This is a genomic window from Actinomadura sp. NBRC 104412 (genome assembly GCF_030269515.1).
Classification (GTDB): domain Bacteria; phylum Actinomycetota; class Actinomycetes; order Streptosporangiales; family Streptosporangiaceae; genus Spirillospora.
The window spans coordinates 193,287-214,188 of the sequence record NZ_BSTM01000005.1; the positions used below are offsets into that span (position 1 = coordinate 193,287).

Annotated in this window: 16 protein-coding genes; 8 read left to right on the forward strand and 8 right to left on the reverse strand. The window is 72.2% G+C overall.

What is annotated here, in order from left to right; all coding sequences use genetic code 11:
* Nucleotides 1-101: 101 nt before the first annotated feature.
* From QSK21_RS08895 to hflX, 3 genes are all read right to left on the reverse strand, one after another.
* On the reverse strand, nucleotides 102-947 hold the full coding sequence (locus tag QSK21_RS08895; protein WP_285694906.1) for a DegV family protein: 846 nt from the start codon (nucleotides 945-947) through the stop codon (nucleotides 102-104).
* Nucleotides 948-1,048: 101 nt separating this feature from the next.
* On the reverse strand, nucleotides 1,049-2,263 hold the full coding sequence (gene hutI, locus QSK21_RS08900; RefSeq protein ID WP_285694907.1) for an imidazolonepropionase: 1,215 nt from the start codon (nucleotides 2,261-2,263) through the stop codon (nucleotides 1,049-1,051).
* Nucleotides 2,264-3,249: 986 nt separating this feature from the next.
* On the reverse strand, nucleotides 3,250-4,713 hold the full coding sequence (gene hflX / locus QSK21_RS08905; protein WP_285694908.1) for a GTPase HflX: 1,464 nt from the start codon (nucleotides 4,711-4,713) through the stop codon (nucleotides 3,250-3,252).
* Between the two features lie 329 nt (nucleotides 4,714-5,042).
* Here hflX and aceB point away from each other — a divergent pair, with 329 nt between their 5' ends.
* The 5 genes from aceB (at nucleotide 5,043) to QSK21_RS08930 (ending at nucleotide 11,608) form a co-directional block, all read left to right on the forward strand.
* Complete coding sequence (gene aceB, locus QSK21_RS08910; RefSeq protein ID WP_285694909.1) at nucleotides 5,043-6,644, forward strand: malate synthase A; 1,602 nt, start codon at nucleotides 5,043-5,045, stop codon at nucleotides 6,642-6,644.
* A 60-nt stretch (nucleotides 6,645-6,704) separates the two neighbouring features.
* Nucleotides 6,705-8,174, forward strand: coding sequence for an FAD-linked oxidase C-terminal domain-containing protein (locus QSK21_RS08915; protein ID WP_285694910.1), 1,470 nt, complete (start codon nucleotides 6,705-6,707; stop codon nucleotides 8,172-8,174).
* Nucleotides 8,174-9,427: an FAD-binding oxidoreductase gene (locus QSK21_RS08920; RefSeq protein WP_285694911.1), complete on the forward strand. Its 1,254-nt coding sequence runs from the start codon at nucleotides 8,174-8,176 to the stop codon at nucleotides 9,425-9,427. The genes QSK21_RS08915 and QSK21_RS08920 overlap by 1 nt, the downstream gene beginning before the upstream one ends.
* Nucleotides 9,428-10,726, forward strand: coding sequence for a (Fe-S)-binding protein (locus QSK21_RS08925; RefSeq protein ID WP_285694912.1), 1,299 nt, complete (start codon nucleotides 9,428-9,430; stop codon nucleotides 10,724-10,726).
* 270 nt (nucleotides 10,727-10,996) lie between these two features.
* A complete protein-coding gene (locus QSK21_RS08930) occupies nucleotides 10,997-11,608 on the forward strand; it encodes a hypothetical protein (protein ID WP_285694913.1) in 612 nt (203 codons plus the stop codon).
* Nucleotides 11,609-11,673: 65 nt separating this feature from the next.
* Here QSK21_RS08930 and QSK21_RS08935 read toward each other — a convergent pair whose 3' ends face one another.
* Entirely contained in the window at nucleotides 11,674-12,657 is a 984-nt protein-coding gene (locus QSK21_RS08935; protein WP_285694914.1) for a hypothetical protein, read from the reverse strand.
* 102 nt (nucleotides 12,658-12,759) lie between these two features.
* On the opposite strand from QSK21_RS08935, the gene QSK21_RS08940 reads away from it, so the two are divergent.
* Both QSK21_RS08940 and QSK21_RS08945 read left to right on the forward strand, forming a co-directional pair.
* On the forward strand, nucleotides 12,760-13,383 hold the full coding sequence (locus QSK21_RS08940; protein ID WP_285694915.1) for a TetR/AcrR family transcriptional regulator: 624 nt from the start codon (nucleotides 12,760-12,762) through the stop codon (nucleotides 13,381-13,383).
* A 478-nt stretch (nucleotides 13,384-13,861) separates the two neighbouring features.
* Nucleotides 13,862-15,841 (forward strand): sensor histidine kinase, encoded by a 1,980-nt coding sequence (locus QSK21_RS08945; protein ID WP_285694916.1) that lies wholly within the window; start codon nucleotides 13,862-13,864, stop codon nucleotides 15,839-15,841.
* Between the two features lie 471 nt (nucleotides 15,842-16,312).
* On the opposite strand, the gene dapF is transcribed toward QSK21_RS08945, so the two are convergent.
* The gene (gene dapF / locus QSK21_RS08950) at nucleotides 16,313-17,167 is read right to left on the reverse strand and encodes a diaminopimelate epimerase (protein WP_285694918.1); all 855 of its coding nucleotides are present in this window, start codon (nucleotides 17,165-17,167) and stop codon (nucleotides 16,313-16,315) included.
* A gap of 7 nt (nucleotides 17,168-17,174) precedes the next feature.
* Nucleotides 17,175-18,098: a tRNA (adenosine(37)-N6)-dimethylallyltransferase MiaA gene (gene miaA, locus QSK21_RS08955; RefSeq protein ID WP_285694919.1), complete on the reverse strand. Its 924-nt coding sequence runs from the start codon at nucleotides 18,096-18,098 to the stop codon at nucleotides 17,175-17,177.
* Between the two features lie 166 nt (nucleotides 18,099-18,264).
* Between miaA and QSK21_RS08960 the strand changes: the two genes are divergently transcribed.
* Nucleotides 18,265-18,504: an antitoxin gene (locus QSK21_RS08960; protein ID WP_285694920.1), complete on the forward strand. Its 240-nt coding sequence runs from the start codon at nucleotides 18,265-18,267 to the stop codon at nucleotides 18,502-18,504.
* A gap of 54 nt (nucleotides 18,505-18,558) precedes the next feature.
* On the opposite strand, the gene QSK21_RS08965 is transcribed toward QSK21_RS08960, so the two are convergent.
* A complete protein-coding gene (locus QSK21_RS08965; RefSeq protein ID WP_352231266.1) occupies nucleotides 18,559-19,284 on the reverse strand; it encodes a class III extradiol ring-cleavage dioxygenase family protein in 726 nt (241 codons plus the stop codon).
* A gap of 48 nt (nucleotides 19,285-19,332) precedes the next feature.
* The gene (miaB, locus tag QSK21_RS08970; RefSeq protein WP_502871529.1) at nucleotides 19,333-20,877 is read right to left on the reverse strand and encodes a tRNA (N6-isopentenyl adenosine(37)-C2)-methylthiotransferase MiaB; all 1,545 of its coding nucleotides are present in this window, start codon (nucleotides 20,875-20,877) and stop codon (nucleotides 19,333-19,335) included.
* Between the last annotated feature and the right edge of the window lie 25 nt (nucleotides 20,878-20,902).

A 20,902-nucleotide genomic window follows, 5' to 3' on the forward strand; every position in this document is an offset into this window, starting at 1 on the left:
GGAGCCGGTCGGTCTCCCTGCCGTAACGCTTCATGCGTCCGACGTTAGGAAGGTGGATGTCCGGACGGTAGGCGCTTCCGGGACTGTGGATAACGTGCCGGTCAGAGGCGTGGGGCTACCACGACGCCTAGCATGCCGGGGCCTACGTGGGCGCCGATGACCGGGCCGACCTCGCCGATGTGGAGGTCCCTGACGTTGGGGATGCGGTCGCGCAGTTCGTCGGCCAGGGCCTCGGCGCGGGCGGCCGCGGCCAGGTGCTGGACTCCCAGGTCGACCTCGCGGTCGGCCGCCTCCGAGACGGCGAGGTCGGCGAGCCTGGCCAGGGCGCGGGACGTGGTGCGCACCTTCTCGACCGGCGCGATCGCCCCGTCCTGGATGCCGAGCAGGGGCTTGACCATGAGCGCGGATCCCAGCAGCGTCGCGGCGGCGCCGATGCGCCCGCCGCGACGCAGGTGTTCCAGGGTGTGGACGTAGAACAGCGAGCGCGAGAGCTCGGCACGGCGTTCCGCGGCGGCGACGACGTCCTCAGGGGAGGCGCCGTCGAGTGCCGCCTCGGCGGCGGAGAGCGCGGCGAAGCCCAGGCCGAGGCCGATGGTGCCGGAGTCGACGACGTGCACCGGTACGGGCGCGTCCTCCGCGGCGAGCCGGGCCGCCTCCAGCGTGCCGGAGATGGCCGCGGAGAGGTGGACGGAGACGACGGCGGGCGCGCCCGCTCCAGCGGCCGCCTTGAACGCGTGCGCGAACCGTTCGGGGGACGGGCGGGACGTGGTGACGGGGCGCCATTCCTTCAGCGCCTGCGCCGCCTGCTCGGTGGTGACGTCGCCCTCGTCCCGTGTCTCACCGCCGATGGCGATCTGCAGGGGGACGATCGTGAGCCCGTGCCGTTCGACGAGGCTTGGGGGGAGGTACGCGCTGGAATCCGTGACAACCGCGACCGTGCTTCCCATAGCAGGAGACTACTCCGGCGCCGGGCCGCGAGGGTGACCATGATGTATCGCTGTGTAACAAGCCTGTGTAACGACCGGGTCCGGTCATCCCGAGGGGCGGGTCAGGGCTGGACGGGGACTCCGCCGCGCCACACCCGCAGGGCGCGCAGGCCGAACGCCCAGGCGAAGGCGCCCTCGTGGTCGGCGTCCCACAGGACGATGTCGGCGAGCATGCCGGGTGCGAGCGAGCCGCGGTCGCCGACGCGCAGGGCGGAGGCGCCGCCGAGGGTGGCGGCGCGCAGCGCCTCGGTGACGCTGAGGCCGAACATGGCGACCGACAGGCCGATCACGAGCGGCATGGACGTGATGCCGCACTGACCCGGGTTGTGGTCGGTGCCGAGCGCGACGGGCACGCCGCGGTCGAGCATGGCGCGGACCGGTGCGGGCGGACGGGCGCTGTTAAGCGCGCTGCCTGGGCACACGGTCGCGGTGACGCCGGCGTGCGCGAGCGCCTTGATGTCGTCCTCGTTGGCCTGGGTGAGCAGGTCGGCGGACGCGCAGCCCACTTCGGCGGCGACCTGGGCGGCGCCGATGCGCTCGTTGGCGCAGGCGTGCATGCGGGCCTTGAGCCCGGCGCGCTTGCCCGCCAGGAGGAGGGCGCGGGCCTCCTCGGCGGTGAAGTGGCCCTCGTCGCAGTAGACGTCGATGCTGTCGGCGCCCGCGACGGCCGCGTCACCGGCCCACTGGCGGACGGCCTCGATGTAGTCGCGGCGGCGTCCGAAGAACTCGGGCGGCAGGATGTGCGCGGCCAGGAACGTGGCGTGGATCCTGGGCATGGACGGCTCGCCCTCGAGGGAGCGCAGCATGCGGATGTCGGCCAGCTCGCCGTCGCGGGTGAGGTGGTAGCCGGTCTTGGCCTCGACCGTGGTGGTGCCCGCGAGGATCCACTGCCGGAGCCGTTCGCGGACGCCGTTGCACAGCGTCCAGGGGTCGGTGCCCCGGGTGACGGTCACCGTGGAGTTGACGCCGCCACCGGCCGCGGCGATCGCGGAGTGGGACGAGCCGCTGGTGCGCATCGCCAGCTCGGCCCAGCGGTTGCCCGCGTACACCGGGTGCGAGTGCGCGTCGATCAGGCCGGGCGTGACGAGCCCGCCGCCGAGGTTCTCCACGTGGTCGACGTCGACGATGTCGTCGATGATGCCGGGCACGCTCTGCGGCAGGTCGGAGGCGGGACCGGCCCACACGATCCGGTCGTCGTGGATGAGCACGGCGGCGTTGCTGCAGACGTCGGTGCCCGTCCAGAGCCTGCCGATGTTCGTCAACAGCCGTACGGTCATAGGGTCACCGGCCCGGGACGGTCGGCGCGCCCCAGGGCGCGGCACCGGACGGGACGGGAGTCGACGCGGGGGTGGCGTTCGTGGGCGTCACTGGGGCGGCGGGCGTCCACGCGGCAGGCGGGGTGGCACTTCCGGTGCTCCGCGGGGCGGTGGCCTGCGCCGATGCGGAGTGGAACGGGCCATTCATCGACCGGTGGGGCGGCGCGCTCGTGGTCGAGCGGCGGGGCGGGCCGGCCTCTCCCGGACCCGGACAAGCCATGGCGTGCGGGGGCGAGCCACCTGCGCTGGTGTACGGGTCTGCCATGACGTGGGCCACCTGCTCTCGTTCCGGAACGCCGACTGGGTGCCGGCGATTCACCGATGGAGGGTCTGGTGATCGCGTGATCACCAGGAGCAACGAGACCGGAGATATCGGTTTCGTCACGGTAGTGCACTGGCGGCCCGGCCGACAACCTCTGCTCGGCGAACGCGACCGCCACGGGAAAGGTTCCAGGGAGCCGATGGCGGGAGGCGGCCCGCGGTCGCACGTCCACGCTGGTCACCGAACTCCGGCAACCGGACAATGCCCGCACAATGCCAAATACTCCATGCAACAACCGGTCACCGTGCATCGCCGCCCTCGCCCCGCCCTGGTCCTATGACCGTACGGATTCCACGGGCGGCGTCAAGCGGAATGCAGAAGCTGTCACCGTTCGGCGACCACCATTCGCCATTTCCCCCGCCCGCTTACCCGTATTTGGGCGAGACGTAGGGCAGCCGTTGGCCAGCCCGAAAAGAGTCCGAGCACGCCGGGGCGAGTGTCCGATTCGCCCATATTGCCCTAGCACCATCACGCACAGTCACGACCAGCCGAGGGGAAGGACATGAGAAGGGGCGCCTTCCCGGCATTCCCGCCATGACGACGGGCCTGCCCAGGGAAGGCGCCCCTGCCCCGAAGCGAAGACCTGCGCAACCGGCTCACGCCCCCTCAAGGCGTGAGCGCGGCATCAAGACGTCGAGGCCAGGCTTTCGTAGCGCTGGAGTTCCCCAGCCAGGTCATCCGGAACGCGGGCGTGCAGCAGGGTGCCCTCCGGCGTGTGCTCCTGCTTGAGGACCTCGCCGCGGTCGTGGACCTTGGCGACCAGATCGCCACGGTCGTACGGGACAAGGGCACGCAGTTCGCGCTGCAGCACGGGCAGGTCGGCCTCGATGGCGGCGCGGAGCCGCTCGATGCCGAAGCCCGTCCGGGCCGAGACGACCACGCTGTGCGGTTCGCGGAGCTGGAGCCGGGCGAGGGTGAGCTCGTCCGCCGCGTCCGCCTTGTTGATCACGATGATCTCGGGGATCGTGTCCGCGCCGATCTCGCGCAGGACCTCCCGCACGGCGTCGATCTGCGCCTCGGGGTCGGGGTCGGAGCCGTCCACCACGTGCAGGATCAGGCCGGCGTCGCTGACCTCCTCCAGCGTGGACCGGAACGCCTCCACCAGCTGGTGCGGCAGGTGCCGGACGAATCCGACGGTGTCGGCCAGCGTGTAGGTGCGGCCGCCCGGCGTCTCGGCCCGCCGTACGGTCGGGTCGAGGGTGGCGAACAGCGCGTCCTCCACCAGGACGCCGGCGCCGGTGAGCCGGTTGAGCAGGGACGACTTGCCCGCGTTGGTGTAGCCGGCGATGGCCACGGCCGGGACCTGGTGGCGGCGGCGCTCGCCGCGCTTGGTGTCGCGGGCCTTGGACATCCCGTCGATCTGGCGGCGCAGCTTGGCCATCCGGGTGCGGATCCGGCGCCGGTCCAGCTCGATCTTGGTCTCGCCGGGGCCGCGCCCGCCGATGCCGACGCCGCCCGCGGCGCGCCCGCCGACCTGGCGGGACAGGTTGCCGCCCCAGCCGCGCAGCCTCGGCAGCAGGTAGTCGAGCTGGGCCAGCTCGACCTGGGCCTTGCCCTCGCGACTCTTGGCGTGCTGGGCGAAGATGTCGAGGATCAGCGCGGTCCGGTCGATCACCTTGACCTTGACGGTCTCCTCCAGGTGCCGGAGCTGGCTCGGGGTCAGCTCGCCGTCGCAGATGACGGTGTCGGCGCCGGTGGCGATGACGACGTCGCGCAGCTCCTCGACCTTGCCCGAGCCGATGTAGGTGGCCGGGTCGGGACGGCCGCGCCGCTGCACGAGGCCCTCCAGGACCTGCGAGCCGGCCGTCTCGGCGAGCAGGGCCAGCTCGCGCAGGGAGTTCTCGGCCATCTCGGCCGTGCCGTCGGTCCAGACGCCGACCAGGACGACGCGCTCCAGCCGGAGCGCGCGGTACTCGACCTCGGTGACGTCGGTCAGCTCGGTGGACAGCCCCGCGACGCGGCGCAGGGCCCGGCGGTCCTCCAGGTCGAGTTCGCCGGTCAGCGGCTCGCGATCGGTGTCCGTGCCGGTGTCGATGTCGGTGTCGTACACCTCGGCGGCCAGGGGTCCGTCCTCGGCCCTGTCGGTCATTCGAGGTTCGTGGTCTGCGGAAGAAGGATGAGTCATATGTCCTCGGTAGAACGCCGCGGCGCCGCCGTGTCTTCCCCGAGATCGTCTCATGGCGGGCCCCGGAGGTCATGTGGGTTCTCCCTGAGACCTGCCCGGTGGCCCGCCCCGCCCGCCCTCGGCCGCCCGCCCCCGCGTGATCGAACGCGCCGTGAGGCCCATGACCTGCGTAATGGTTGCGGGACGGCGCGTGGGAAGACCTGGCCCGGGGGTGCTTTGACCGGCATCACGGGCGGCAAGTAGCGTTCTTCACACAACAGAAGTGGAATTTCGCGATACGAAAGGGCAGGCGGATGGCTGCACAGGTCGAGGTCACCGGCACTCCCGGCGATCGGTACGACGAGATCCTGACGCCCGAGGCGCTTGACCTGCTGGCGACGCTCCAGCGCGAGCTGGGCGGGCGCCGCGAGGAACTGCTGCGGGCCAGGGCGGAGCGGCAGGAGCGGCTCTCGGCGGGCGGCACGCTGGACTTCCTGCCCGAGACCGCCTCCGTCCGGGCGGACGAGAGCTGGCGGGTGGCGCCCCCGGCGCCCGGCCTGGAGGACAGGCGGGTGGAGATCACCGGCCCGACGGACCGGAAGATGACCATCAACGCGCTGAACTCGGGCGCCAAGGTGTGGCTGGCCGACTTCGAGGACGCCAACACCCCGCTGTGGGAGAACATGGTCGAGGGCCACCTCAACCTGATGGACGCGCTCGACCGCACCATCGACTTCACCGACCCCAGGACCGGCAAGTCCTACGCGCTCAAGGACGACGAGGAGCTGGCGACCATCGTGGTCCGGCCGCGCGGCTGGCACATGGAGGAGAAGCACGTCCTGGTGGACGGCAAGCCCATGTCGGGGTCGCTGTTCGACTTCGGCCTGTACCTCTTCCACGGGGCGCGGCGGCAGATCGCCAAGGGCAAGGGCCCGTACTACTACCTGCCGAAGATCGAGAGCCATCTGGAGGCGCGGCTCTGGAACGACGCGTTCAACCTGGCCCAGGACGCGCTGGGCATCCCGCGCGGCACCATCCGCGCCACCGTGCTGATCGAGACGATCCCGGCGGCGTTCGAGATGGAGGAGATCCTGTACGAGCTGCGCGAGCACTCCGCCGGGCTGAACGCGGGACGCTGGGACTACCTGTTCTCGGTGATCAAGAAGTTCCGGGACCGCGGCGCCGACTTCGTCCTGCCCGAGCGCAACGCGATCACGATGACGGCGCCGTTCATGCGCGCGTACACCGAGCTGCTGGTGCGGACGTGCCACAAGCGGGCCGCGCACGCGATCGGGGGGATGGCGGCGTTCATCCCGTCCCGCAGGGACCCGGAGGTCAACAAGGTCGCGCTGGAGAAGGTGCGGGCGGACAAGACGCGTGAGTCGAACGACGGGTTCGACGGGTCCTGGGTGGCGCATCCCGACCTGGTCCCGGTGTGCCGGGAGGTCTTCGACGGCGTCCTGGGCGACCGGCCCAACCAGCTCGACCGGCTCCGCGAGGACGTCTCGGTGTCGGCCGCCGACCTGCTGAACGTGTCCGCGACGCCCGGCGAGATCACCGAGGCCGGGCTGCGCAACAACATCGACGTGGCGCTGCGCTACCTGGCGACCTGGCTGGACGGGGCGGGCGCCGTCGCGATCCACAACCTGATGGAGGACGCGGCGACCGCGGAGATCTCCCGTTCCCAGGTGTGGCAGTGGATCTACAACGGGGTGGCGCTGAAGGAGGGCGAGAAGGTCACCAAGGAACTGGTGGAGCGCCTGATGGACGAGGAACTGGCCAAGATCCGCGCGGAGCTGGGCGGGGCGTTCAACGAGCGGCGCTACGACCAGGCGGTGGCGCTGTTCAAGGAGGTCACCCTGGCGGACGAGTACTCGGAGTTCCTGACCACCCCGGCGTACGAGCGGATGCCCTGAGAGGTGCGGGCGGCCGGCGCAATCTTGCGGTAGGGGGTGCGCGGGAGCATGGTGGACGCGATGGAACCGATATCCGAGTCCGAACCCCTGCGGGCGCTGGCCGAGCGCTGTGCGCGGCTGCTCGGGGACGATGCCGTGATCTCCGATCCGGTGCGGCTGCGCACGTACGAGTGCGACGGGCTGACCACGCACCGCGCCACCCCCGGCCTGGTCGTGCTGCCCGGCACGGCCGAGGAGATCGCCGAGATCGTCCGTTTCTGCGGGGCGGCGGGGATCCCGTACGTGGCGCGCGGGTCGGGCACCGGGCTGTCCGGCGGCGCGCTGCCGCGCACCGACGGCGTGCTGATCGTCACCTCCCGGATGCGCCGGATCCTGGAGATCGACATCGAGAACCAGCGCGCCGTCGTCGAGCCCGGCGTGATCAACCTGGACGTGAGCCGCGCGGTGCGCCCGTACGGGTACCATTTCGCGCCCGACCCGTCCAGCCAGCAGATCTGCTCGGTGGGCGGGAACGTCGCGGAGAACTCCGGCGGCGCGCACTGCCTGAAGTACGGGTTCACCGCGCATCACGTCCTGGCCTGCGAGATCGTCACCCCCGACGGGGAGATCACGGAGCTGGCCGCGGACGGGGCGGGCTACGACCTGCTCGGCGTGTTCGTCGGTGCGGAGGGCACGCTCGGCATCGCCACCAAGATCACGGTACGGCTCACCAGGACGCCCGAGGCGGTGCAGACGCTGCTGGCGGCGTTCGGGTCGATCGAGGCGGGCGGCGCCGCGGTCTCGGCGATCATCGGCGCGGGCGTGGTGCCGGCGGCGATCGAGATGATGGACGCGCTGTCGATCGAGGCGGCCGAGGCGGCGGTGTCCTGCGGCTATCCGCCGGGCGCCGGCGCGGTGCTGATCGTGGAGCTGGACGGGCCGGCCGCCGAGGTGGAGCACCAGTTCGCGCAGGTCCAGGAGATCTGCCGGGACGCGGGCGCGTTCGAGATCCGGGTGGCGGCCGACGACGCGGAACGGGCGCTGATCTGGAAGGGCCGCAAGTCGGCGTTCGCGGCGGTCGGCCGGATCAGCCCGTCGTACCTGGTGCAGGACGGCGTCATCCCGCGCACGTCCCTGCCGAGCGTGCTGGCGGGGATCGACGCGCTGTCGGCGGAGTCGGGGGTGCGGGTGGCGAACGTGTTCCACGCGGGCGACGGCAACCTGCACCCGCTGGTGCTGTTCGACGACGCGGTCGAGGGGGCGGAGGAGCGCGCCGAGGAGGTCTCCGGCAAGATCCTCGACCTGTGCATCGAGCATGGCGGTTCCATCACCGGGGAGCACGGGGTGGGTGTCGACAAGTCCCGCTATATGCCGCGCATGTTCACCGACACCGACCTGGACACCATGCAGATGGTGCGCTGCGGCTTCGATCCGGCGGGGCTGTGCAACCCGGGCAAGGTCTTCCCCACCCCGCGGTTGTGCGGCGAGGTACCGGGTGTGCGGAAAGGCGTGCATCCCCTGGTGGAGCAGGGGAAGGCGGAACTGTTCTGATGCCGCCGAAGCAGCAGGCCCGGCGCGGCAAGGCCGCGAACGACGCCGCGTTGAAGGCTCTCGCGAAGGTCTGTGACGACGTCCGTCCGGGGGAACCCGAGGAGGGTGTGCTCGGCGTCGTTCCCGGCGTGGTGGCGGCGCCCGCGACGGTGGCCGAGGCCGCCGAGGTGATGCGGGTGGCCGCTGAGCACGACCTGGCGGTGGTGCCGCGCGGCGCGGAGACCCGGCTGGACTGGGGGACGCCGCCGCACCGCTGCGACCTCCTCCTGGACACCGCCCGGCTGGACCGGGTCGTCGAGCACGCCGCCGGTGACCTGGTGGTCACTGTCGAGGCGGGCCTGGGGACGGACCGGCTCGCCGAGGTCCTCGCCGAGAAGGGGCAGCGGCTCGCGCTCGACGCGCCGCTCCCGGGCTCCACCGTGGGCGGGACGATCGCGACGGCCGCCGCCGGGCCGCTCCGCCTCCGGTACGGGTCGCCGCGCGATCTGGTGATCGGCCTGACCGTGGTCCGCGCGGACGGACGGGTGGCCCGCTCCGGCGGCAAGGTGGTCAAGAACGTGGCGGGATACGACCTGGGCCGGCTGTTCAGCGGGTCCTACGGGACGCTCGGGCTGATCGTCGAGGCGACGTTCCGGCTGCATCCCGTCCCGGCGGCGCGGGCGTACCTGACGTGCGCCGTTCCGGACGGGACGCGCGCCCACGAGGTCGTCCAGGCGGTGCTGCACTCCCCCGCCGCCCCGAGCGCGGTCGAATGCGCCGCGAGGGACGGCGCGCTCACGCTGGGCGTGCTGCTGGAAGGCGTGGACGCGGGCGTGGCGGCGCGCATCGAGCAGGTGTCCGCGCTGATGGGGGACGGGACGACGGTCAGCGAGACCGCCCCTGACGGCTGGGGCGCCTACCCGGACGGCACGACGCTGATCGACATCACGGCGCCGCCCGCCGCGTTCCCCGCCCTGCTGTCCACGGTCGGCGCCGGCGCGTCCCTCACGTGGTCGGCGGCGGGACGCGGGCACCTCGGCCTGCCCGGCGACAGGGCGCCCGAGCAGGTCGCGCAGACTCTGAGCGCCCTGCGGAGCCTGCTCGACGGGAGGCCCCACCGCGGCGGCGCCGTCGTGCGTTACGCGCCCGAGGCGGTTCGGGCGGAGGTCGACGTCTGGGGGCCCGTTCCGGCGCTGTCCCTGATGCGCCGGGTCAAGGAGCAGTTCGACCCCGGCTACCGCATGTCCCCCGGCCGCTTCGCCGGGGGGCTCTGAGTGGAGGACGACCACGTGGAGAACGGCGAGTTCCGCAACCTGCTCGACGACTGCGTGCATTGCGGGTTCTGCCTGCCCACCTGCCCCACGTACGTGCTGTGGGGTGAGGAGATGGACTCCCCGCGCGGGCGTATCCACCTGATGCAGCAGCATTCGCAGGGCGCCCCCATGTCCGGGGCGATGGTGGAGCATTTCGACCGTTGCCTTGGATGCATGGCCTGCGTGACGTCATGCCCGTCCGGTGTCCAGTACGACCGGCTCATCGAACTGACGCGAGCGGAGGTGGAACGCGAGCATCCGCGGCCGACCCCTGAGCGGATGCTGCGCGAGGCGGTCTTCCGGCTGTTCCCGTACCCGAACCGGCTGCGCGCCCTGCGCGGGCCGCTCCGCGCGTACCAGAAGAGCGGGCTGGGCCGCCTGATTCGCCGCACCGGTCTGCTGGAACGCATGTCGCCGTCCCTCGCGGCGATGGAACGCCTCGCGCCGCCGCTCTCCCGCGCCACCAGGCTTCCCGAGCGCGTGGCGGCGCGCGGGGAACGGCGCGCGACCGTGGCGATGCTCACAGGCTGCGTCCAGCGGGAGTTCTTCCCCGGTGTGAACGCGGCCACGGCGCGCGTGCTGGCGATGGAGGGCTGCGACGTCCTGATCCCCCGCGGCCAGGGCTGCTGCGGGGCGCTGTCGCTGCATTCGGGACGCGAGGACGAGGCCAGGGAGTTCGCCCGCCGCACCGTCGTCGCGTTCGAGGCGGCCGACGTGATCGTGGTGAACGCGGCGGGCTGCGGCTCGGCGATGAAGGAGTACCGGCGGCTGCTGGCCGACGAACCCGGATGGGCGGGACGCGCGGAGGCGCTGTCGGCCAAGACCAGGGACCTCGCCGAGTTCCTCGCCGAACTGGGGCCGCGTGCGGAACGGCGTCCGCTTCCGTTCACGGTCGCCTATCACGACGCCTGCCATCTGGCGCACGCGCAGGGCGTCCGCGCCCAGCCCCGCGCGCTGCTCGCCGGGATTCCGGAGCTGACCGTGAAGGAGATCGCCGACCCGGAGATCTGCTGCGGTTCGGCGGGCACGTACAACCTGCTCCAGCCGGAGGCCGCCGCCGAGCTCGGCGACCGGAAGGCGGCCGGGGTACGGGCGACCGGGGCCGACCTGCTGGTCGCGGCCAACCCCGGGTGCTCCATGCAGATCGCGACGGCGCTGGAGCGGCAGGGGGTACGGCTCCCGGTGGCGCACACCGCCGAGGTCCTGGACGCCTCGCTGCGCGGGCTGGGGACGTCCGCGCTGCTCAGAGCCACCGTCTGAGGCGGTGGGCGGGGCCGCCCCGCCCCCCAAGATCCACTCGTTGGCGTGGTGACTCTGTATCGTGGACTTACCGCCAAGGGAGCCATTCCTTACTATCTGGAAAGGGCGCCCGGTCAGATCACCACGGGAACAGCGATGTACGACAGGCAGATGCAGCCACGGCCGATGTCACCGAGGCCGTCGCCGGGAGCCCGCCGTCCGCCGCCCCGGAACCAGCGGCGAAGAAAACGCAGAGCGGCCAGGCTCGGCCTTGCCGGCGCCCTGACGGGCGTGCTCGGCATCGCCCTCATCGCCGCCGCCATCGTCGTCCTCCGTCCCGACTCGCTGGGCGGAAACGCCGGGACGGGCGGGTCCAACGCCAACGGCCCGGGTTCCATCCCGTCGCCCAAGGCGGGCCCCGTGCTCAGCGTCACCACTCCGGAGGGCTACGGGTACGGCCTGGCGGCGGTCAAGGCGGGCACCAGCCTGGCGCCCCTGGGCCAGTCCAAGAACCCGGGCCAGGGCCTGACCTACGCCTACGCCGACTACATCATCACCAACACCCAGCGCCGCCCCGCCCTCCTGGACTACCCGGCGGACCTGTTCATGCCGCGGGCCCAGGTGCCGGCGTCCGCCCGCTCCCGCTGCATGCCCCAGCCGGGCGTCCCCGAGGACATGTGCACGCTGCCGAACCGCAGCCAGATCACCGCCCGCATCGGCGACTCCGAGCCCCCCGTCATCGAGGGCGCCGACAAGATGATCCCGCCCGGCGCCTCCTACCTGGTGCGCGTCGCCACGGACCTGCCGGTCACGGAGGGCGTCCAGGACGAGGACCTCAAGCTGTACGTGTGGGACGCCCGGTTCACCAGCGACCGTAAGGGCATCGAGGTCGCGTTCCCGTAGACACCCGCGCGACCGGCCGGTGACCCCCTGCGGGGCGGCGTCACCGGCCGGAACGGGAGAGGCGGTCAGGAGGCGATGGCGGGCTCCCGTTCCGCCTCCGCGAGGTTCTCGGTCCTGGTGCGGGAGCGCAGGCCCCCGACTCCGAACAGGACGAGCCCCGCCGCCGCCCAGGCGAGCAGCGTGATGAGCGGCGCCGACGCGCCCGCGCCGTCGAAGTACGTCACCGAGCGCACCAGCGTGATCGCCGCGCCGGGCGGGAGGAGCTGGCCCAGCTCGCCCCATGGTTGCGGCAGCAGCTCGGGCGCCGAGGTGGCGGCCGACAGCGGGTTGCCCAGCAACAGGAAGGTCAGCGCGCCCAGGCCGAGGCCCGCCCGTCCGATGGCCGCGGCGAGCCCGGCGACGGTGCCGGCGACCGCGAGCACGGCCAGTCCCATGACGGAGGCGAGGGTCGGGTAGGAGCCGGGCAGCAGCGACAGCCAGCCCTGGGCCAGCCACGCCGCGCCGAGACCGCCCAGGATCGAGAAGATCACCAGGCCGAGGGCGCGTGCGGCCAGGGCCGGGATCGCGAAGGTCAGCAGCACGGCCGCGGCGATGCCGGACATGATCAGCGGCAGCGCCAGGGCGCCGAACCCGGCCCCGCGCGGGTCGTCGGCGTCGGCGGCCACCACGTCCTGGACGGCGGCGGACGGCGCGCCCGACAACTGCTGCGCGACCTGGGTGAGCAGCTGGGCCACCATCGGGGACGCCGCGGAGGCGACCAGCACCTTGGGCCCGGACGGCGTGGTGACGATCGCGCCGTAAGCCTCGTAGTCGGCCAGGACGGCGCGCGCCGCGGCCTCGTCGGCCACCGTGGTCACCTCGAACGCCCCAGGCCGCTCCCGGTCCAGCCGCCCGGCCACGGCGGCGGCCTGCGGGCCGGCGGTCACGATGGGAACGTCGCGCGGGGCGATCCGGGCGGCCGGCCAGGAGAACGCGACGATCATGAGAAGTTGCAGGATGACGGCGCCGAGCGCGACGCCCGCGGCACGCTGGATCAGGGAGGACCGCATCGTCCGCCTCCAGAAAAGCGAATGTCCGTTCTTTTTGACTCCCCCAGGGTCGCATCGGAGCGCCGTCTCGTCAAGAACGAACATTCGTTTTATATTGGGACCATGCCACGAGTGAGCGAGGAGTACCTGGAGCGGCGCCGTCGGCAGATCGTCGAGGCCGCCCGCCGGTGCTTCATCCGCAAGGGCGTGCACGCCACGTCCATGCAGGACATCTTCGCCGAGTCCGGCCTGTCGGCCGGGGCGGTCTACCGGTACTTCAAGAGCAAGAACGAGCTCATCGAGGCCATCACCGGCCAGGTGATCAGCGACCTCCACCTGTACCTGGAGGAGCTGGTGACCCACGAGCCGCTGCTGCCGCTCGACGAGGTCGTCGTGCGGATGACCCGGCGCATCCAGGCCCGGTCGGCGGACGACGGCTTCGTACGCCTCGCTCCGCAGGCATGGGCGCTGGCGATGTACGAGCCGGAGCTACGCGTCTACATCCAGGACAACCTCACGGGACTGCGCCGGCACTGGATCACCTACGCCCGGCGCTGTGCCGAGAACGGCCTGCTCGCCCAGGGCGCCGATGCCGAGTCCACGGGCAAGGCCCTCTTCGGCCTGCTGCCCGGGTTCCTGCTCCAGTGCCTCATCACCGAGGACGCCGAACCCGAAGAGATCGCGGCGGGCGTGCGCGCCCTGGCCAGGACCGCCCTGATCGACCCCGTCGTCCCCACGGGCACCTGACGCTCCCCCGAAGACGACCGGGAACGGCACCCGGCGGCGGTCGCCGAACCCGCCCCCGCCGGGGTTCCGTGACCGCCGCCGGCGGCATTTCCCCCGCTGAGAGGGTTGCCTTGGCGGGGGTGGGTCGTGGTACCTCTTTCTCGTCATCCCACGACATTCCGGGCACTCCCCGCCCGTGCCCGGAGCCCCCGACCTGGACGCCTCCCGCGTCCCCTCCTCCCGTGAGATGTCCTGCATGAAGCCGTCTCTCCACCTCCGCGGGCCCACCCAGCCGACGATCAGGCGATGCGCCGTCCCGTCGCCTCGGCACGCCCGTGTGAGCGAAGGCACCGCCGGTGACCGGAGATGTCCGGAACATCCGGCGTGGCCAGTGTGGCCGGACGGCCGTCCCGGTGTCCTGAGGCGGACGCCCCGCGGACGGCGGGACGGCCATCAGGACGCTTTAACATTCCATTACCTTTGAGGGCCGGGAGCGCGCATGGAGAGCGTGGATCGCGAGGGCAGGGGCGTCCCGTGGGCGTTGATCCTCGCGTTGGGCGCCGTCCTCGCCGTGTTCGGGTCGCTGCTGGCGGGTCTCTGGCTGCCGGCGCCGCGGCGGATGGTGTGGTGGCATCCCGAGATCGTGACCGCGCTGTTCTTCGCGCCGGTGGGGGCCCTGCTCCTGCGTTACCGTCCCGGGCTGCGGGTCGGGCAGGTGATGCTGTTCTGCGGCTTCAGCGCCTCGGTGTACGTGCTGTCGCTCAACCTGGGGCCGCTGTTCGAGACGCGCGGCTGGCCCGGGGCCGGGTTGTGGAACTGGCTCGGCGTGTGGCTGTGGGCGGTCGACACCTTCGGCCTCACCCTGATCCTGCCGCTGATCTTCCCGGACGGGCGGCTGGTGTCGTCGCTGTTCCGGCCGGTGCTGGCGGTGGCCTGCGCGGTGCCGCTGATCGTCTGCGTGCATCTGACCATCGACCCCGGCGCCCGCCGCTTCCACAACGGCGTCTCGGTCTACCCGTTCCAGGACATCCCGCCGCTCATCAGCGTGGTCATCCTGGGGACGCTGGCGCTGTCCATCTGGTCGATGGTCCTGCGCTTCGTCCGGGCCACGCCGGACGTGCGGCGGCAGATCGGCTGGGTGGTGTATCCCGGGGTGTTCGCCCAGACGATCGTCTACGTGGGCGAGACCACCCCGGCGATCGGGGATCCGCTGCGCAGCCTCGCCATCGCCGCCGTTCCGGTGTGCATCGCCATCGCGATCACCCGGTACCGGCTGTACGACATCGACCTGGTGGTCAGCAGGACGCTGGTCTACGCCGGCCTGGTCGTCGTGATCACCGGCGTGTACTTCGCGCTGGTCGCGCTGGCCAGCGGCGTGTTCGCGGGGCAGGGGACCCTGGCGGGGCTGATCGGGGCGATCGCGGCCGGGGCGGTGTTCGAGCCGGCGCGGCGCCGCCTGCAGCGCGCCACCGACCGGCTGATCCACGGCGAGCGGGACCCGTACCGGATCGCCGACCGGCTCAACCGCCGGCTCCAGACCACCTCCGACCCGTCCGCGGCGCTGGCGACCGCGGCCTCGGTGGTGCGGGAGGCGCTGCGCGCGACCGGCGTGCTGATCGAGGTGCTGGACAAGGACGGCCGGGTCACCGCCACCAGCGAGGACGGCACGCTGGGCGAGCGCCCGCAGCTGATCCCGCTGGTCTGGCACGGGGAGCCGGTGGGGCGGCTGCTGTTCGGCGTCACCCGGCGTCCCGACCCCCGGCTGGCCTCGGTGCTGGCGCGCAACCTGGCCGAGCTGACCAGCGCCGCCCGCCTTACCGCGGAGGTGCAACGCTCCAAGGAACGCATCCTGCGCACCCGTGAGGAGGAACGCCGCCGGCTGCGCCGTGACCTGCACGACGGCCTGGGCCCGACGTTGGCGAGCCTGGCCATGACGGTGGACGCGGCGCGCATCACGCTGAAGACCGACCCGGAGGCGGCTGACGAGCTCCTTGAGGAACTGCGCACCACCATGGGTCGCACGATCGGCGACATCCGGGAGCTGGTGTACGGGCTGCGCCCGCCCGCGCTGGACGACCTGGGCCTGGCCGGTGCCGTCCGCGCTCTGGGCGGCGTGGTCGCGACCGAGGACGGCCCGGAGGTGGACGTGCAGGTCGAGGGGGACCTGGACAACCTTCCGGCCGCCGCCGAGGTCGCCGCGTACCGGATCGTGCAGGAGGCGCTCACCAACGTGTACCGCCATGCGAAGGCGGGCAGCGCGGTGGTGCGGCTCGCACTGAACGGCGATCTGCACGTGACGGTCCGTGACGACGGCATCGGCGTGCCACCGGACGCACGCTCGGGGGTGGGCATGTCCTCGATGCGCGAACGGGCCACCGAGATCGGCGGCTCCTGCACGGTCGCCCCGGCCCCGGAAGGCGGCACCCTGGTCAAGGCCAGACTCCCGGTGAACGGAACCGGCACCCCACCCCCCAACTAACGAAAGGGGTGGGCGGGCGGGGGCCGGCGGCATCACCGGGGGGCTCGGGGGGTCGCCCCCCCGATAGATACGGGGGGTTCGGGGGGTCGCGCCCCCGATAGATACGGGGGGTTCGGGGGGTCGCGCCCCCGATAGATACGACGGAATCCCCAAAAAGGAAAGGCGCCCCGACAGGGCGCCGACCGCACCACCCCCAGGGATGGAGTGGAGGGCCGGTGGCCGCCCCCCGCCAAGAAGGAGCCACCGGCCCTCGGCGCCGCTCGGATCGGGGCTCCCATCCCGGTCCGAGCGGGCCTTCACCAGAGGGTGTGCACTACTGAAGGTAGCGCCTTTCGGTCCCAAAGGTGAGGGACACCCGTCCCGAACTTCTCGGGACCTTCCGGGTAGACCCCTCCAGGTCATCGGGTAGACCAGCTACGTCTGGACCGTATGGGCAGATCAGGGGGCCTTGACGCGGCCGGGGCGGCCGTGTCAGGGACCGGTGATGCGGTCCAAAAAAATTTCGCCCTCGGCGACGAGGACGGCGGGTCCGCGGAGGTGCCCGGTGGTTCCGTCGAGGGTGACGTGGACACGGCCGCCCGGAACGTCCACCGTCCACTCTTCGACCTGCCCGGGTCGCGCCGTCCGGGAGGTCCCGCGTGCCTGGTGGGACGCGGCGGCGACGGCGGCGACGGTGCCGGTGCCGCAGGAACGGGTCTCGCCGGAGCCGCGCTCGTAGACCCGCATCTCCAGGTGGCGTTCGCCGATGGCCCGGTAGAACTCGACGTTCACGCCGTCGGGGAACTGGGCGGGGTCGTAGGAGGGGGGCCGGGTGAGGTCGAGCCCGGACAGCGGCTCGTCGATCGCGCACGCCAGGTGCGGGTTGCCCATGGAGATCCGCTCGCCGGTGTACTGGTGTCCTGAGATGCTCGCATGGCCCGTTCCCAGGTATTCGGGCGGTCCCATGTCCACGCTGACGTCACCGGAGGACCCCAGCGTGACGCGCCGCGGCCCGGCGCGGGTGGCGAGGTCCCATTCGCCGGGTGCCGCGAGGCCGGAGTCGACGAGGTAGCGGGCGAACACCCGGGCGCCGTTGCCGCACATCTCGGCGATGCCGCCGTCGGCGTTGCGGTAGTCCATGAACCATTCGGCCCGGCCCGCCATCGCCTCGATGGCGGGGTCGCCGGCGGCCTTGGTGCGGACGACGCGGAGCACGCCGTCGGCGCCGATCCCGGCGCGGCGGTCGCACAGCCGCGCGACGGCCCGCGGCGTCAGGTCGAGGACGCCGTCCGGATCCGGGAGGATCACGAAGTCGTTCTCGGTGCCGTGCCCCTTGACGAACCGCATGTCCCGATCATAGGCGCGCGGTCCGGCGCACCGTTGCGAGGGCCCGTTCGACGAGGTCGGGGGCGTCGTAGGGGAGCCAGCGCACCCGGGGGTCGCGCCGGAACCAGGACTCCTGCCTGCGGGCGAAGCGCCGGGTCGCCCTGACCGTCTCCTCCTTGGCCCGTTCCTCCGTCCACTCTCCGGACAGGAACCGCAGCACCTGGGCGTATCCGAGCGCGCGCCCGGCGGTCAGGCCGTCCCTGAGGCCGGCCCTCTCCAGTTCGCGCACCTCGTCGACGAGCCCGGCCTCCCACATGCGTTCGACGCGCAGCGCGATGCGGGCGTCCAGTTCGGGTCTGGGGACCGACAGCCCGATCTGGACGGCGCCGGCGTACCGGTACTCGTGGGCGGGCATGGACGCGCTGAACGGGCGGCCGGTGATCTCTATGACCTCCAGGGCGCGGACGATCCGCCGCCCGTTGCTGGGGAGGATCGCGGCGGCCGAGGCGGGGTCGCGGGCGCGCAGGCGCTCGTGCAGCGCCGCGGGGCCGTCGGCGGCCAGTTCCGCTTCCAGCCGGGCCCGGACGGCGGGGTCGGTGCCGGGGAACTCCAGGTGGTCGAGTGCGGCCCGAACGTACAGGCCGGAGCCGCCGACCAGCACGGGCACCCGCCCCCTGGCGCGGATCCCGGCGATGGCGGCGTCGCTGAGCCGCTGGTATTCGGCGACGCTGGCGGTGACGGTGACGTCCCAGATGTCCAGGAGATGGTGGGGCACACCGCGCATCTCGTCCGGGGTCAGCTTGGCGGTGCCGATGGACATGCCCCGGTACAGCTGCATGGAGTCGGCGTTGATCGCCTCGCCGTCCAGGCGCAGCGCGAGCTCCACCGCGAGGTCGGATTTGCCCGCCGCGGTGGGCCCCACCACGGCGATCACGAGATCGTCGGTGTCCATCGGGGTCACGGAAGTGCCTGCTCGTTCAGGGCGGTCGTCATGGGCGAAGGGGCAATGGGTAGATATGCGGGGGTAAGGGCGTCGCGGCGGGTTCGCCGCGAACCGGGGGCCGCCGCCCCGCGGCGCCACGGAACACCACGAGACGAGGGATCCGGGGGGAAACCACATGTCCATCGTCGACAGGGTGAAGGAAATGCTCGGCCAGCACGGCGACAAGGCCAAACAGGGCGTCGAGAAGGCCGGTGACATGGTCGACCGGAAGACGGGCGGCAAGTACTCCGAGCAGATCGACAAGGCGCAGCAGAAGGGCTCGGAGTACATCGACCGGCAGCAGGGCCAGGGACAGCAGGGACAGGGACAGCAGGGACAGGAGGAGCGCCGCCGTGACGAGGGCGACGGCGCCTAGCCGCCACCGGGGATGGGGCGCCGGGTCGTTCCCCGCGCGGGGCGCCGGGCGCGGTCATGGCCGCGCCTGGGGGGACGTGTCCGCCGGCGCCGGGGCCGCCGCGAGCCGCCAGGTGGCCACGAGATAGCCGACGCCGTAGGGCGCCTCGTAGGCGAGCAGTTCCGCGTTGGCGACCCGCGCCGGTTCCGTGGGCGTGGTGGCGCCCGCCAGGACTTGCCACGCCGCCCGCCCGGCGGCCTGGAGCTCCAGGGACGTCCGGGGGTCCAGGCCGGCCAGGGCGGCGGTGTCGGCGTGCTTGAACGCCTCGGCCACGGCCGCGTCGTACGCCTCGGCGCGCGGGTCGAGGTAGCCGGGGGCCTTCGTGCTCAGGCAGGCCGAGCCGTCCCCCATCACCAGCAGCGCCACACGTTCGGCTGTACGCGACAGGTCGCGGCCTAGGTCGAGGCAGTCCCGCGTGGCCGCGTCGTAGGCGACCGACTGGAAGAACGCGGGCTGGACGCCGCTTCCGTACTCGTCCAGGAGCCAGCGGCCGATGGTCAGCGACAGCGGCAGCGGCTCCCCGCCTCCGCCGAAAACGAGGTCGAGCCCAAAGGGACGCAGGCTCCCGGCGGAATCGGGAGGGAAGGTCCGCGTGGCCGTATCGCCGCCCACCACGACCAGTTTCGCTCCCCCGCCGTCCGCCGACAGCCCCTTGGTCAGCTCTTGCACGGCCAAGCGGCAGGCCGCCCGCACACCGTCCAGTTCGGGAGCGGCCTCACCGGCCATCTCCGGTACGAGCAAGGGCGGATGCGGACAGACGGCCGCGAAGGTCAACATGCGCGCGACGGCCTACCCGCAGGTGGAGCAACCGGAGGCCGCGGCCTCCAGCGCGACCGGGGTCGTGGGACGTCCGATGGTGGGCATGCCCAGCGAAACGCCCTTCGGCGCACCGCCGCCCTGCCGTGCCTCCCAGGCGTCCCCTGCGCGCGTGCGCCGTACCGACCGGGCGGGCTTGTCGGCGACCAGGTGGTGCGGCGCCGCGTAGGTGACCTCGACCGTGACCATGTCGCCTGGGCGGACGGGCTCGTCCGGCACGCGGAAGTGGACGAGGCGGTTGTCCCGCGCGCGCCCGGACAGGCGGCGGGTGGCGCCGTCCTTCCGGCCCTCGCCCTCGGCCACCAGTACCTCCACGGTGCGGCCGATCTGCTTCTTGTTCTCCTCCCAGGAGATCTCCTCCTGGAGGGCGACCAGCCGCTCGTACCGTTCCTGGACGACCTCCTTGGGCACCTGGTCGTCCATGGTGGCCGCCGGTGTGCCGGGACGCTTGGAGTACTGGAACGTGAACGCCCCGGAGAACCGCGCCTCGCGCACCACGTGCAGGGTCTGCTCGAAGTCCGCCTCGGTCTCGCCGGGGAAGCCCACGATGATGTCGGTGGTGATCGCGGCGTCCGGGATGGCGGCACGCACCTTCTCGATGATGCTTAGATAGCGCTCCTGCCGGTACGAGCGGCGCATGGCCCGCAGCACCGGATCCGCGCCCGACTGCAAGGGCATGTGCAGGGACGGCATGACGTTCGGCGTCTCCGCCATGGCGGCGATGACGTCGTCCGTGAAGTCCCTGGGGTGAGGGGAGGTGAACCGCACCCGCTCAAGGCCGTCCACTTCACCGCACGCGCGCAGCAGTCCCGCGAAGGCGGACTGGCCGCCCGCGGTCATGTCGCGCACCTCCTGCGGCGCGGACGCCAGGGCGCCGAAGCCCGATCCGTAGGCGTTGACGTTCTGGCCGAGCAGCGTCACCTCCAGGACGCCCTCGGCGACCAGCGCCTCCACCTCGGCCAGGATCTCCCCCGGACGGCGGTCCCGCTCCTTGCCGCGCAGCGCCGGGACGATGCAGAACGTGCAGGTGTTGTTACAGCCCACCGAGATCGACACCCACGCGGCGTACGGGGACTCCCGGCGCGTCGGCAGGGTCGAGGGGAAGGTCACCAGGGACTCTTCGATCTCGACCTGCGCCTCGTCCCGGATCCGGGCGCGCTCCAGCAGCGCGGGAAGCGACCCGATGTTGTGCGTACCGAAGACCACATCGACCCAGGGGGCGCGCTTGACGATGGCGTCCCTGTCCTTCTGCGCCAGGCAGCCGCCCACCGCGATCTGCATGCCGGGACGGCCGTCCTTGACGGGACGCAGATGGCCGAGATTGCCGTAGAGGCGGTTGTCGGCGTTCTCCCGTACCGCGCAGGTGTTGAAGACGACGACGTCGGGCTCGGTGTCCTCGGCCCTGACGTACCCCGCGTCCTCCAGCAGGCCCGCCAGCCGCTCGGAATCGTGGACGTTCATCTGGCACCCGTAGGTACGGATCTCGTACGTGCGGGCGGTCTCCATAGGCGCATTCATGACAGTCACCAAGGTTACGCGCCAC

What these genes read in the sequence shown, in the direction of transcription:
- QSK21_RS08895 (WP_285694906.1), bottom strand. Translation starts at nt 947, where the DNA reads ATGGGAAGCACGGTCGCGGTTGTCACGGATTCCAGCGCGTACCTCCCC.
- hutI (WP_285694907.1), bottom strand. Translation starts at nt 2,263, where the DNA reads ATGACCGTACGGCTGTTGACGAACATCGGCAGGCTCTGGACGGGCACC.
- hflX (WP_285694908.1), bottom strand. Translation starts at nt 4,713, where the DNA reads ATGACCGACAGGGCCGAGGACGGACCCCTGGCCGCCGAGGTGTACGAC.
- aceB (WP_285694909.1), top strand. Translation starts at nt 5,043, where the DNA reads ATGGCTGCACAGGTCGAGGTCACCGGCACTCCCGGCGATCGGTACGAC.
- QSK21_RS08915 (WP_285694910.1), top strand. Translation starts at nt 6,705, where the DNA reads ATGGAACCGATATCCGAGTCCGAACCCCTGCGGGCGCTGGCCGAGCGC.
- QSK21_RS08920 (WP_285694911.1), top strand. Translation starts at nt 8,174, where the DNA reads ATGCCGCCGAAGCAGCAGGCCCGGCGCGGCAAGGCCGCGAACGACGCC.
- QSK21_RS08935 (WP_285694914.1), bottom strand. Translation starts at nt 12,657, where the DNA reads ATGCGGTCCTCCCTGATCCAGCGTGCCGCGGGCGTCGCGCTCGGCGCC.
- QSK21_RS08940 (WP_285694915.1), top strand. Translation starts at nt 12,760, where the DNA reads ATGCCACGAGTGAGCGAGGAGTACCTGGAGCGGCGCCGTCGGCAGATC.
- QSK21_RS08945 (WP_285694916.1), top strand. Translation starts at nt 13,862, where the DNA reads ATGGAGAGCGTGGATCGCGAGGGCAGGGGCGTCCCGTGGGCGTTGATC.
- dapF (WP_285694918.1), bottom strand. Translation starts at nt 17,167, where the DNA reads ATGCGGTTCGTCAAGGGGCACGGCACCGAGAACGACTTCGTGATCCTC.
- miaA (WP_285694919.1), bottom strand. Translation starts at nt 18,098, where the DNA reads ATGGACACCGACGATCTCGTGATCGCCGTGGTGGGGCCCACCGCGGCG.
- QSK21_RS08960 (WP_285694920.1), top strand. Translation starts at nt 18,265, where the DNA reads ATGTCCATCGTCGACAGGGTGAAGGAAATGCTCGGCCAGCACGGCGAC.
- miaB (WP_502871529.1), bottom strand. Translation starts at nt 20,877, where the DNA reads ATGAATGCGCCTATGGAGACCGCCCGCACGTACGAGATCCGTACCTAC.